The 12,564-nt window shown below is 69.7% G+C and carries 13 protein-coding genes; 8 read left to right on the top strand and 5 right to left on the bottom strand.

Annotated elements, in window-relative coordinates; all coding sequences use genetic code 11:
• Positions 1 to 7: 7 nt before the first annotated feature.
• The 4 genes from AB0M30_RS10190 (at position 8) to AB0M30_RS10175 (ending at position 2,479) form a co-directional block, all read left to right on the top strand.
• Positions 8 to 202: a DUF3046 domain-containing protein gene (locus AB0M30_RS10190; protein ID WP_364582198.1), complete on the top strand. Its 195-nt coding sequence runs from the start codon at positions 8 to 10 to the stop codon at positions 200 to 202.
• 237 nt (positions 203 to 439) lie between these two features.
• Positions 440 to 1,483, top strand: coding sequence for a recombinase RecA (gene recA / locus AB0M30_RS10185; protein WP_364582195.1), 1,044 nt, complete (start codon positions 440 to 442; stop codon positions 1,481 to 1,483).
• Between the two features lie 253 nt (positions 1,484 to 1,736).
• Positions 1,737 to 2,264: a regulatory protein RecX gene (locus AB0M30_RS10180; protein WP_103339576.1), complete on the top strand. Its 528-nt coding sequence runs from the start codon at positions 1,737 to 1,739 to the stop codon at positions 2,262 to 2,264.
• Complete coding sequence (locus AB0M30_RS10175) at positions 2,264 to 2,479, top strand: hypothetical protein (protein ID WP_364582193.1); 216 nt, start codon at positions 2,264 to 2,266, stop codon at positions 2,477 to 2,479. The genes AB0M30_RS10180 and AB0M30_RS10175 overlap by 1 nt, the downstream gene beginning before the upstream one ends.
• 12 nt (positions 2,480 to 2,491) lie before the next feature.
• Here AB0M30_RS10175 and AB0M30_RS10170 read toward each other — a convergent pair whose 3' ends face one another.
• The 5 genes from AB0M30_RS10170 to edd form a co-directional block, all read right to left on the bottom strand.
• Positions 2,492 to 3,745, bottom strand: coding sequence for an MFS transporter (locus AB0M30_RS10170; protein WP_364582190.1), 1,254 nt, complete (start codon positions 3,743 to 3,745; stop codon positions 2,492 to 2,494).
• A gap of 20 nt (positions 3,746 to 3,765) precedes the next feature.
• Positions 3,766 to 4,569, bottom strand: coding sequence for a PEP/pyruvate-binding domain-containing protein (locus tag AB0M30_RS10165; protein WP_364582188.1), 804 nt, complete (start codon positions 4,567 to 4,569; stop codon positions 3,766 to 3,768).
• Positions 4,482 to 5,732 carry a hypothetical protein gene (locus AB0M30_RS10160; protein WP_364582186.1) on the bottom strand — a complete coding sequence of 417 codons (1,251 nt, stop codon included), beginning with the start codon at positions 5,730 to 5,732 and terminating at the stop codon, positions 4,482 to 4,484. Before AB0M30_RS10160 ends, AB0M30_RS10165 begins: the two co-directional genes overlap by 88 nt.
• Positions 5,733 to 5,946: 214 nt before the next feature.
• A complete protein-coding gene (eda, locus tag AB0M30_RS10155; protein WP_364582184.1) occupies positions 5,947 to 6,552 on the bottom strand; it encodes a bifunctional 4-hydroxy-2-oxoglutarate aldolase/2-dehydro-3-deoxy-phosphogluconate aldolase in 606 nt (201 codons plus the stop codon).
• On the bottom strand, positions 6,549 to 8,432 hold the full coding sequence (gene edd, locus AB0M30_RS10150; RefSeq protein ID WP_364582181.1) for a phosphogluconate dehydratase: 1,884 nt from the start codon (positions 8,430 to 8,432) through the stop codon (positions 6,549 to 6,551). The genes eda and edd overlap by 4 nt, the downstream gene beginning before the upstream one ends.
• 247 nt (positions 8,433 to 8,679) lie before the next feature.
• On the opposite strand from edd, the gene AB0M30_RS10145 reads away from it, so the two are divergent.
• From AB0M30_RS10145 to AB0M30_RS10130, 4 genes are all read left to right on the top strand, one after another.
• Positions 8,680 to 8,967: a hypothetical protein gene (locus tag AB0M30_RS10145; protein WP_196425237.1), complete on the top strand. Its 288-nt coding sequence runs from the start codon at positions 8,680 to 8,682 to the stop codon at positions 8,965 to 8,967.
• Positions 8,964 to 9,788: a hypothetical protein gene (locus tag AB0M30_RS10140; RefSeq protein ID WP_364582178.1), complete on the top strand. Its 825-nt coding sequence runs from the start codon at positions 8,964 to 8,966 to the stop codon at positions 9,786 to 9,788. The genes AB0M30_RS10145 and AB0M30_RS10140 overlap by 4 nt, the downstream gene beginning before the upstream one ends.
• A gap of 66 nt (positions 9,789 to 9,854) precedes the next feature.
• Positions 9,855 to 11,771: a fumarate reductase/succinate dehydrogenase flavoprotein subunit gene (locus tag AB0M30_RS10135; RefSeq protein WP_364582176.1), complete on the top strand. Its 1,917-nt coding sequence runs from the start codon at positions 9,855 to 9,857 to the stop codon at positions 11,769 to 11,771.
• Positions 11,768 to 12,520: a succinate dehydrogenase/fumarate reductase iron-sulfur subunit gene (locus AB0M30_RS10130; protein ID WP_360184347.1), complete on the top strand. Its 753-nt coding sequence runs from the start codon at positions 11,768 to 11,770 to the stop codon at positions 12,518 to 12,520. The genes AB0M30_RS10135 and AB0M30_RS10130 overlap by 4 nt, the downstream gene beginning before the upstream one ends.
• The last annotated feature ends 44 nt before the right edge of the window (positions 12,521 to 12,564 follow it).

Below are 12,564 nucleotides of genomic sequence, written 5' to 3'. Positions count from 1 at the left end.
GGGTCCGATGCGGATCACGGTTTTCCGGCGGCTGATGGCCGACGAGTTCGGCCCCGGGCGGGCTCAGGTGCTGGCCAGCGACCACATCCTGAGCGGGCTCGGCGGCCGCACCGTCGACCAGGCGCTGACCGCCGGAATTCCGGCCAAGGAGGTCTGGCGCGAGGTCTGCAACGCCTTCGACGTCCCGGCCGAAAGGCGCTGACCTGCGCGGATGCGCCCGGTCCTGACCCGGGCGGGCGAAAACCCTACCGCAAGGGTGTGTCGCTGCCGACCTCGAACAGGTGTTCGTCTATCGTGTTGTCCACATCGGGTCCAGCGATCCACAGATTGGGCGCCGCGCCTGGAATTGTCGGTCCCCGCCGCTAGCGTCGGACCGGACAGCTGAAGAACCGACACAGAGAGCCCTCGACGGGGCTCAGACCAGCGAGGTGGACTTTCCATGCCTGCAGCACCCGACAAGGACAAGGCGCTCGAGCTCGCGCTCGCGCAGATCGACAAGCAGTACGGCAAGGGCTCGGTCATGCGCCTGGGCGAGGACACCCGGCCGCCCATCGCCGTGATCCCCACCGGCTCGATCGCCCTCGACGTCGCACTCGGCATCGGCGGCCTGCCCCGGGGCCGGGTCGTCGAGGTCTACGGGCCGGAATCCTCCGGTAAGACCACGGTCGCCCTGCACGCGGTGGCGAACGCGCAGCGCAACGGCGGCATCGCGGCGTTCATCGACGCGGAGCACGCGCTGGACCCGGACTACGCCCAGAAGCTCGGCGTCGACACCGACGCGCTGCTCGTCTCCCAGCCGGACACCGGTGAGCAGGCCCTGGAGATCGCGGACATGCTGGTCCGCTCCGGCGCGCTCGACATCCTGGTCATCGACTCCGTGGCCGCGCTCGTGCCCCGCGCCGAGATCGAGGGCGAGATGGGTGACTCGCACGTCGGCCTCCAGGCCCGGCTGATGAGCCAGGCGCTGCGCAAGATGACCGGTGCGATGAACAACTCCGGCACCACCGCGATCTTCATCAACCAGCTGCGCGAGAAGATCGGCGTCATGTTCGGCTCCCCGGAGACCACCACCGGTGGCAAGGCGCTGAAGTTCTACGCGTCGGTCCGCCTGGACGTGCGCCGCATCGAGACGATGAAGGACGGCGGCGAGGCGGTCGGCAACCGCACCCGCGTCAAGGTCGTCAAGAACAAGATGGCCCCGCCCTTCAAGCAGGCCGAGTTCGACATCCTGTACGGCCACGGCATCTCCCGCGAAGGTTCGCTCATCGACATGGGGGTCGACCAGGGCATCCTGCGCAAGTCCGGTGCCTGGTACACCTACGAGGGCGACCAGCTCGGCCAGGGCAAGGAGAACGCGCGGAAGTTCATGCGCGACAACCCGGACATCGCCAACGAGATCGAGAAGCGGATCAAGGAGAAGCTCGGCATCGGCCCGCAGCTCGACGCGGCAGCCGAGGCCGTCCCGGCGCCGGTCGACTTCTAAGAGCCGGGGGAGAGGGCTGCGGGATTGGGTGAGGTGTGCTCGCGGAGTGCGCTCGCCCTGATCCCTCCGCCGTGTTCTCCGGGGGTCGAACCCCCGGACCCCCGCCAGGGGGCGAGCCCCCTGGACCCCCGCCGTGGTTGCCTTGGGTGGTGACCCGGACCTTGGCGTGGGGGTGACGTGCGGGCTGGGGCTGTGTGATCGGGTAGTGGTGTCGTGAGAACGAGGAGTGATCCAGGTGGCTAGGGCGCCCAAGGTGCCGCCGGCCGAGCTGCCTCCGGAGGAGCGGTACAAGAAGGCCAAGGAGATCTGCTTCGATCTTCTGGCCGTGCGTGCGCGCACTCAGGAGGAGCTCCGGCAAGCGTTGCGCCGCAAGGGGTTCGACGAGGAGACCAGCGAGACCCTGCTCGGCAAGCTCGACCGGGCGGGGCTGGTCAACGACGCGGAGTTCGCCGAGCTGTGGGTGAAGTCCCGGCACACCACCCAGGGCCTGTCCCGCACCGCGCTGGTGGCCGAGCTGCGGCGCAAGGGCGTCGACGGCGAGGTCGCCGCGCAAGCGGCCGGCGAGGTCGACCGCGAGTCCGAAGAGCAGATGGCCAGGGAACTGGTCCGCAAGCGCCTCGGCTCGCTCGGCAACGTCGACGAACAGACCGCCCTGCGGCGGCTGCTCGGCTTCCTCGCGCGCAAGGGCTACCCGCAAGGCCTCGCCTACACCGTGATCAGGGAGGAACTCCGCGAGTACGGCGCGGAGTCCACCCTGCTCGACGACGCCGTCATCGACTGATGGCTGACGGCTGGCCCGTCGAGCACTTCTCGCGGAGCAACCCGGCGGGCCCGGGCCAGGGGGACGTGGCGGCTCTGCTGCGCCGGGTCGCCGACACCCTCGACGAACTCGGCGACGTCCAGGTGCAGGACGTCGTCTTCGGCAGCGAAGTCACCGGGGGCGAAGACGACCTGCACATGACGGTGTACTTCCACCGGGAGCCGCGCCGGCGGTAAGGGGTCCGGACGTCACGCCGACACCGTCTCCCGCCGGGCGGGGCGGCGGCGGTCCGAGCGGTGCTTGCGGACCGCCAGCAGCAGCACCGCGAGCAACCCCATCGCGACGCACGTCACCACGGCCGTCAGCACCAGGAACTCGTTCAGCTGCCCGGCCGCCAGGTACGCGCCCAGCGCCACCGCGACCAGCGCGCACACCGCCCGGTCCACAATGGACTCCATGGACAGGAGCGTGGCCCGGTAGCGGGAATCCGGGATGGAGTCGTTCAGTAGCTGCTTCTGGACCGGGAACGCGATCCCCGTCGCCACCGCGAACACGCACAACAACACCACCGCCGGGAACGTGCCGACGAACACGATCACCCCGAGGCACACCGCCATCACGATCGTCAGCGTGAACACCGAACCCACCGGGCCGATCGCCCGGCGGAGCCGGTGGGGGCGGGCCGCGCCCAGTGCCTCGAAGACCGTCATCGCGGCCAGGACCGCGCCGAACCAGTTCACCGAGAGCGCCTTCGACTCCAGGATCGGCTGGAACAGGTTCACCTGGCAGATCCGCACCAGCGTGAACATCGCGACGCCCTGCACCATCAGCAGCACCAGCCACCGGGACGAACGCAGCGCCGACAGCGCGCCGCCGACTCCCGCGAGCAGCGACGCCGTTTTGCCGGTCACGCGGCGGCCACCGGGGATCGGCGGGAGCTTGCACGCGAAGACGAGCGCGATGCCCGCGTTGATCGCCGTCAGCCAATACGGAGAGGGGAGGCTCCAGGACATCAGCAGCCCGATCACCGGCCAGAACACGATCTTGCCGACCAGGCTGTACGCGCGGCCGACGCCCTCCACACGGAGGTAGTGCTCCCCGGCGCCGGAAGCGTGCAGGTACTCGTACAGGTACGCACTCTGCGCGCCGGACACCAGCAAGCGGGCCAGGGCGATCAGGATGAAGTGCACGAGGAAACCCGCGTACGAACCCGAGAGCACCGGCACCAGGTTCGCCGCCACCAGCACGCCGGCGCCCGCCGCCAGCGAGGTGCGGTAGTCGAAGCGGTCGGCGATCATCCCCGTCGGGATCTCGAGCAGGCCGAACACGATGTAGTAGATGCTCTGGATGCCGAAGATCTCGCCGTCGGAGAGCCCGGCGAGCTTCTGGTACGAGTAGAAGATCGGCACCCACAGCAGCAGGCCGAAGAAGAACTGGAACCCGTAGGTCAGCCGGACGGCGCGCTGAACGGCGGGTTGCGCGGGCAGGCGAAGGCCCAGCATGATCGTGTCTCCCGGGAAGGTCAGGCCGAATAGGGGCGCAGCTGCACGAGGTGGAGGTGCTCGCCGTCGGCGAGCCACTCGACGTCCACCGGTGAGTCGAAGGTGTAGTCGGGTGAGAAGTGGCCCTGCAGCAGGCGGCCGGCGATCGCCAGCCGCTGCAGCTGGTCGTGCGCCCGCGAGTCGAGGTCCGCGGGCGCGTCGCCCAGGGACAGCGTGCGGCCGCCGCCCTCGACCGTCGAATACAGGTACTGCATCGGCAGGGCAGAACCGTCGACGACGTCCGTCACGCGAGGCGACACGTTGACGTACACCGTGCGGAAGTCCGCGCGGTTCATCGGGTTCGTCGTCACCAGCACCCCGCCGAAGTCCGCCCCGACCTGCTCCTGGATCACGACGCCCATGTAGCACTCGTCGAGGGAGATCCCGGCCTGCTGCCGCAGCCGGACGCTGCGCACCGACACCAGCGACGCCCAGACCTCCTTGACACTGGCGAAGATCCGCTCGGCCGTGGTGACGTGGTTGTGCGACTCGTAGATCCCGGCGGCCGAGAACCCGGCGAGGTCCTCGGCGTTCGACGAACTGCGCACGACGAACGCGCGCACGCCGGCCAGCTGCGAAACCAGCGCGGAGTCGATTTCGCCGGCGAGCGCCCCCGGCAGGCGCGCGGACCGGATCAGGCCCTGCAGCTCGACGCACAGCGGCTCGATCTCGCGGGCGTCCAGCTCCAAGGCCATCTTCAGCTTCCCGATGGCCTGCTGGATCCGCGGCGACGACTCCAGGAACCGCCGTTGCAGCGAGAACGGCAGGGCGATGCCGCGCGGCACGCGGACGTGCTCGTCGAGCAGCCGGCGGGCCGCGGCCGAAAGGTCGGCGTCGGCGGGAACGTCCAGCAGGCGGGCCAGGTAGGGGAGCAGGTTGTCCCGCGGCGGCCGCGCACCTGGTAGAAGCCGAGCAGCCGCTGCGACCCGTGGGCCAGCACGTGGTGCAGCTCGCCGAGGTTGGCCGCTTTGGTGCCGTAGCGGTGGCGGTCGGACGCACGCAGCCGGGCGAGGTTCACGATCGGGCTGTGCTCGGCCTCCGGCTGCTCCAGGGTGACGCGCTGGGCGTACCAGGCCGGCGGCGCCGCGTCGGCCGGCTCGTCGACCTCCCGCAGGGACAGCGCCTGGGCGTCCACTGTGTACTCGACCCACTTCCCGTCGAGCCCGCGGCGTTCGATCTCGGCCAGCGCGCCGAGCTGGACGGCGTTCGGGATCTGCCAGCCGGTGGCGAGGACGTTGGTGTGCGACAACGGCGTCGTGTGCCGCGTGTTGACGATCCCCGCCAGCCGGGGGATGTCGTCGGGCACGCGGTCCATCACGATGATGTCGGTCCAGTCCAGCGTGGCGGCCCGGTACTCGGCCTCGGTGCGGAACGCGCGCACCCGCCCGGTGGCCGTGCCCGGGTTCAGCGCCACGAACGGCGCCGTGGAGAACAGTTCGTGTGCGAAGACGCGCGGCAGCTCGCTCGCCGGGATCTCCCGGACGATCCGCTCCTGCAGCTGGTTGGCCGGCTTGAACAGCAGCGGCAGCGAGGGGTCGGTGTACCGCGCGACGAAGGCGTGGAACTCGCGGATCAGCTCGGCCGGCATGGTGTCGACCTCGACCGTCTCCAGCGAAAGCATCTGCGGGTGCAGCGCGAGAATGCCGAGGAGGAACCGGCGATCCGGCGCGTGGTAGAAGGCCTCGTTGTACGAGTCGATCTCGGCGCGCACGCGTTCTTCTCCGACGCCGAGGATCTCTTCGCCGATATAGATCGCATGAAAGGAATGCCGCGCGTGATTCAGAAAGTGGATCTTCGCCTGCTCGCGGTCGACCACGACCTTGACGAAGGAATAGCCGCCGAGAGTGCCGCCGAGCTGGTGAAGTGCGGACACCGAAAGGCGTTCGCCGACGAGTGCGGCAACGGTCTCGGGGGCAGGACTGGGCGCGACCACGCTGGTCAGGGACACGGATTCTCCTCGCTGGAATAGCGAAGAGGAACGATAACAGGCGGGTAAATAACCCACCAGCGCGGCGGATGGGCCATTCAGCGGGACGGCGCCGGTTTCCATGACCGGCGCCACACCCGCTCGGAGCACCGTTCCAGCGCGTGGGAACGGTGCTCCCGGAATGCGGACGCGCATTCCGCCGTTCGAGTGCGGCACCGACGCGGAGTGATCTCCGCTACAGCGCGGCCGCGTCCGCGGCCAGCTTCTCGATCGTCGCGACGTCGAGCGAGGCCGTCAGCCACGAACCGCCGATGCAGCCGACGTTCGGCAGCGCCAGGTACGACGGCGCCGAGGCCACGGTGATCCCGCCGGTCGGGCAGAACTTCAGCGACGGCAACGGACCCGCGATCGACTTCAGGTACGCGACGCCGCCGGACGCCTCCGCGGGGAAGAACTTCAGCGCCGACAGGCCGCGTTCGGCCAGCCGCATCGCCTCGGACACCGTGCTCGCGCCGGGCAGGAACGGCAGCCCGGACTCGAAGCACGCATCGACGACGGCGTCCGTGCAGCCCGGCGTCACGAGGAACTGCGCGCCCGCGTCGGCCGCCTGCTTCGCCTGGTCCGGCGAGACGACGGTGCCCGCGCCGATGACGATGTCCGGCACCTCGGCGGCGACGCGCTCGATCGCCGACAACGCCGCCGGGGTGCGCAGGGTCAGCTCGATGACCCCGATCCCGCCGGCGAGCAGGGCCCGGGCCGTGGGCACCGCGTCGTCGGCGTCGTCGATCACCACGACGGGCATCACGGGGGACAGCTCGAGCAGGTCCTGACCGGTGGTCACTGACCGACCTCCTGGGTTGCGAAAGCGGGCGTTCCGAAGTGCTCCGGCGTGAGGCCGCCGAACACGGATGCGCCCTGGTCGGCGGGGCCGACGGCACGGCGCAACGCGGCGAACAGCTCTCGGCCGGTGCCGGTCCAGGATGCTTCGGACGGCGGCGAGTCCACAAGCTCACGCCGGGCGAGTTCTTCGTCACCGACCAGCACGTCGAGTGAGCCCGCGGAAGCGTCGAGCCGGATGACGTCGCCGTCCGCGACGCGGGCGATCAGGCCGCCCGCGGCCGCTTCCGGCGTCACCTGGATGGCGGCCGGGATCTTGCCCGACGCACCCGACATCCGGCCGTCGGTGAGCAGCGCCACCGCGTGCCCGCGGTCCATCAGCACGCCCAGCGCCGGGGTCAGGGCGTGCAGCTCCGGCATGCCGTTGGCCCGCGGGCCCTGCTGCCGGATCACCACGACGACGTCGCGGTTCAGCTCGCCGGCCTCGAACGCGGCCGTGAAGCCCTCCTGCGTGGTGAACACCCGCGCCGGTGCCTGCACCACGCGGTGCTCGGGCGCCACGGCGGACACCTTGACCACCGCGCGGCCGAGGTTGCCCTCGACCATCCGCAGCCCGCCGTCCGCGGCGAAGGGGCGCCACGCCGGGCGCAGCACCTCTTCGTCGAGGCTGCGGGTGGGCACGTCCCGCCAGACCAGCTCGCCGTCGGACAGGATCGGCTCGGCGCGGTAGCGGTGCAGCCCGAACCCGGCCACCGTGTGGACGTCTTCGTGCAGCAGCCCCGCGTCGAGCAGCGTGCCGACGAGGAACTGGATGCCGCCGGCGGCGTGGAAGTGGTTGATGTCGGCGCTGCCGTTCGGGTAGACCCGCGCCAGCAGCGGCACGACGGCCGAGAGGTCGGAGAAGTCGTCCCAGGTCAGCTGGATGCCCGCGGCCGCGGCGATCGCGACCAGGTGCATCGTGTGGTTGGTCGAGCCGCCCGTGGCGAGCAGCGCGATGACGCCGTTGACGAACGCCTTCTCGTCGAGGATCCGCGCGACCGGCGTGTACTCCTCGCCGCGCGAAATGGCGACGATCCGCCGGCCGGCCTCCTCGGTCAGCGCGCGGCGCAACTGAGAACCCGGCTGGACGAAGCTGGCGCCGGGCAGGTGGAGGCCCATCACCTCGACGACCATCTGGTTGGAGTTGGCGGTGCCGTAGAAGGTGCAGGTGCCGGCCGAGTGGTACGACGCCGCTTCGGCGTCGAGGAGGTCTTCGCGGGTCGCGAGGCCCTCGGCGTACAGCTGCCGGACGCGGGCCTTCTCCTTGTTCGGCAGCCCGGAGTTCATCGGGCCGGCGGGGACCAGCAGCGCCGGGAGGTGCCCGAACGACAGCGCACCGATCAGCAGGCCGGGCACGATCTTGTCGCACACCCCGAGCAGCAGCGCGGCGTCGAACATGTCGTGCGACAGCGCGATCGCCGTCGACATCGCGATGACCTCGCGGCTGAACAGCGACAGCTCCATGCCCGCGCGGCCCTGCGTGATGCCGTCGCACATGGCCGGGACGCCGCCGGCGAACTGGGCGACGCCGCCGGCGGAGCGCACGGACTTCTTCAGCCACGCCGGGTACTCCTGCATCGGCTGGTGCGCCGACAGCATGTCGTTGTAGGACGACACGATCGCGACACCGGGAGCGCGCGCGGCCCGCAGCGCTTCCTTGTCGACGCCGTCCATCGCGGCGAAACCGTGGGCGAGGTTGCTGCACGCGAGGCCGCGGCGGACCGGGCCTTCGGCGTACGAGGCGGCCGTGCGGTCGAGGTAGGCCGTGCGCGTGGCGGCGCTGCGTGCGGCGACACGGGCGGTGACTTCGGCGATGACGGGGTGCAACGATGGGGTCGGGCTCATGTCCGGCTCCGGATCACTGGGGTGGGGTGGTCCGCGGGACGGCAGCGCTGACGCCTCAGGGTCGTGACCCTGGCCACACTACCTCGGGAAAACGCCGAATCAAAATCGATTCAGAAGATCGACCCGCGTGACCCCGATCACCTCCGGAACCGTTAGTGTGCTAGTTGTCACACTGCACGACGCGTGGCAGTGCCTTCGAAGGTTGCCTTCGCCGGTTCCCTGCCAGCCCCACCACACGGGAGGCATGATGTCCACCTCCGAGATCGCCGAGCTGCGGCGAACCATCGGCCAGCTCCGGCAGTGCGTCGGCGCACTGCGCTCTCGCTACGGCGACGCGTCGGCCGTGCGCCGGCTCGCCAACGACGTCGAGCGCCTCGACATCGACACCGCGGACCTCGACGGCACGCCCCTCGCGGTGCCCGCGCAGGCGAAGGCCGCGGAGCGCGTCCCCGTCCCCGACACCCCCTACGACCCGGCGCTCTGGCACGGCGCCGATGACGAAGGCGTCGGCGGCTACAAGCGCGACCAGCGGTGAGCGCTCCCGCTGACAACGGCGTCGGCACCGGCGTCCGGGCCCCGAAGCGAGCACGGATCGCCGAGCGCACCCTCCGCACGGACCGGTGGTGGCTCCAGCCGCTGCTGACCGTGCTCGGACTGTCGGCGTTCATCATCTACGCGACGGTCCGGTCGTTCGTGCGCACCGCGTACTGGGTGCCCGACTACCACTACCTGACGCCGTTCTACTCGCCCTGCCTGTCCACCTCCTGCGTCGAGGGCTCGAGCCACTTCGGCCACTGGTTCGGCGACCTGCCCGGGTTCATCCCGCTCGGCTTCGTCGTGCTGCCGTTCCTGCTCGGGTTCCGCCTGACCTGCTACTACTACCGCAAGGCGTACTACCGGTCGGTGTGGTTCTCCCCGCCCGCCTGCGCCGTCGCGGAACCGCACGCCAAGTACACCGGCGAGACGCGGCTGCCGCTGATCATCCAGAACGTCCACCGCTACTTCTTCTACGTCGCGCTGGTCGTTTCGCTGATCAACACCTACGACGCGATCACGGCGTTCCACGGCAAGACCGGTGGGTTCGGTTTCGGGCTGGGCAACCTCGTCCTGCTCGCCAACGTGATCCTGCTCTGGGCCTACACGCTTTCCTGCCACTCGTGCCGGCACGTGACCGGTGGCCGGCTGAAGCACTTCTCCAAGCACCCGGTGCGCTACTGGATCTGGACGAAGGTCTCGAAGCTGAACACCCGCCACATGACGCTGGCCTGGACGACGCTCGGCACGCTGGTGCTGACCGACTTCTACGTCATGCTCGTGGCCAGCGGCGCGATCGCGGACCTGAGGTTCGTGAACTAGCTTTTTCCCACTCCCGACAGTGTCCTCCCGACGACGACGTCCCCAGCTCCGAGGTGGAATTCTTTTATGACCGAGGTCGAACGGCACAGCTACGACGTGGTGGTGATCGGTGCCGGTGGCGCCGGTCTGCGCGCCGTGATCGAAGCCCGCGAACGCGGCTTCCGCGTCGCGGTCGTGTGCAAGTCCCTGTTCGGCAAGGCGCACACGGTGATGGCCGAGGGCGGCTGCGCGGCCTCGATGGGCAACGCGAACTCGAACGACAACTGGCAGGTGCACTTCCGCGACACCATGCGCGGCGGGAAGTTCCTCAACAACTGGCGGATGGCCGAGCTGCACGCCAAGGAGGCACCGGACCGCGTCTGGGAGCTGGAGACCTACGGCGCGCTGTTCGACCGCACCGCCGACGGCCGGATCAGCCAGCGCAACTTCGGCGGGCACACGTACCCGCGGCTGGCGCACGTCGGTGACCGCACCGGGCTCGAGCTCATCCGCACGATGCAGCAGAAGATCGTCTCGCTGCAGCAGGAGGACTTCGCCGAGACCGGGGACTACGAAGCGAAGATCAAGGTCTTCGCCGAGTGCACGGTCACCGAGCTGCTCACCACCGAGGGGAAGATCGCCGGCGCGTTTGGCTACTGGCGCGAGAGCGGGCGGTTCATCCTCTTCGAGGCGCCCGCGGTCGTGCTCGCCACCGGCGGCATCGGCAAGTCGTTCAAGGTGACGTCGAACTCGTGGGAGTACACCGGTGACGGCCACGCGCTGGCCCTGCGAGCCGGCGCGAAGCTGATCAACATGGAGTTCGTCCAGTTCCACCCGACCGGGATGGTCTGGCCGCCGAGCGTCAAGGGCATCCTCGTCACCGAGGGCGTGCGCGGTGACGGCGGCGTGCTCAAGAACTCCGACGGCAAGCGGTTCATGTTCGAGTACGTGCCCGACGTGTTCAAGGGCCAGTACGCGGAAAGCGAAGAAGAAGCCGACCGCTGGTACGCCGACGCGGACAACAACCGGCGCACGCCGGACCTGCTGCCCCGCGACGAGGTGGCCCGCGCGATCAACTCCGAGGTCAAGGAGGGCCGCGGCTCCCCGCACGGCGGCGTCTTCCTCGACATCGCCAGCCGGCTGCCGGCCGAGGAGATCCGCAAGCGGCTGCCGTCGATGTACCACCAGTTCAAGGAGCTGGCGGACGTCGACATCACCGCGGAGCCGATGGAGGTCGGCCCGACCTGCCACTACGTCATGGGTGGCATCGAGGTCGACCCGGACACGGCCGCGGCGAGCGTGCCCGGCCTGTTCGCGGCCGGCGAGTGCTCGGGCGGCATGCACGGCTCCAACCGGCTCGGCGGCAACTCGCTGTCCGACCTGCTGGTGTTCGGCCGCCGCGCCGGGCTCGGCGCGGCCGAGTACGTGCACGGCCTCGACGGCAGGCCCGCCGTCGACGAGTCCGATGTGGACGCCGCGGCGAAGATGGCGCTCGCGCCGTTCGACCCGCCCGCGGGTGCCTCGGCGGAGAACCCGTACACCCTGCACACCGAGCTGCAGCAGTCGATGAACGACCTGGTCGGCATCATCCGCAAGGCGGGCGAGATCGAGCAGGCGCTGGTGAAGCTGGCCGAGCTGCGGCAGCGGATCCTGCGCGTCACCGTCGAAGGGCACCGGCAGTTCAACCCCGGCTGGCACCTGGCGATCGACCTGCGCAACATGCTGATGGTCAGCGAGTGCGTCGCCAAGGCGGCGCTGACGCGGACCGAAAGCCGCGGCGGGCACACGCGGGACGACTACCCGGGCCTCGACGCCGAGTGGCGAAACAAGCTCCTCGTGTGCTCGGCTTCCCCGGGCGAAAACCCGGTGGTGCCGGACATCGGCGTCGAGGTGAAGGAGCAGGTGCCGCTGCGGCAGGACCTGCTGGAGCTGTTCGAGTTCGGCGAACTCGGGAAGTACTACACCGACGGCGAGCTCGAGGCGCACCCTGGGAGCAAGGCATGACCTACAAGGCGAGTTTCCGCGTCTGGCGCGGCGACGACACCGGCGGCGAGCTGCAGGACTTCACCGTGGAGGTGAACGAGGGCGAGGTCGTCCTCGACATCATCCACCGGCTGCAGGCCACCCAGGCGTCGGACCTCGCCGTGCGGTGGAACTGCAAGGCGGGCAAGTGCGGCTCGTGCTCGGCGGAGATCAACGGCCGCCCGCGCCTGCTGTGCATGACGCGGATGTCGACGTTCACCGAGGACGAGGTGATCACGGTGACGCCGATGCGGACGTTCCCGGTGATCCGCGACCTCGTCACCGACGTGTCGTTCAACTACACGAAGGCGCGCGAGATCCCGTCGTTCACCCCGCCGGCGGACCTGAAACCGGGCGAGTACCGGATGCAGCAGGTGGACGTCGAGCGTTCGCAGGAGTTCCGCAAGTGCATCGAGTGCTTCCTGTGCCAGAACACCTGCCACGTGGTGCGTGACCACGAGGAGAACAAGGAAGCCTTCGCCGGGCCGCGGTACCTGATGCGCATCGCCGAGCTGGAGATGCACCCGCTGGACGTCGCGGACCGCCGGGACGCGGCCCAGGACGAGCACGGCCTCGGGTACTGCAACATCACGAAGTGCTGTTCCGAGGTGTGCCCGGAGGGCATCCACATCACGGACAACGCGCTGATCCCGATGAAGGAGCGCGTCGCGGACCGCAAGTACGACCCGATCGTGTGGCTGGGCAACAAGCTCTTCCGCCGGGACAAGTAGGGCTTTCTCCTCGACGCTCGCGAACCGCGCCTCAGGCCGGTTCG

This window comes from Amycolatopsis sp. NPDC051716 (assembly GCF_040681595.1).
Lineage (GTDB): Bacteria > Actinomycetota > Actinomycetes > Mycobacteriales > Pseudonocardiaceae > Amycolatopsis.
The sequence above is the reverse complement of the archived record's forward strand: the minus strand, read 5'-3'. Positions and strand labels throughout refer to the sequence as shown.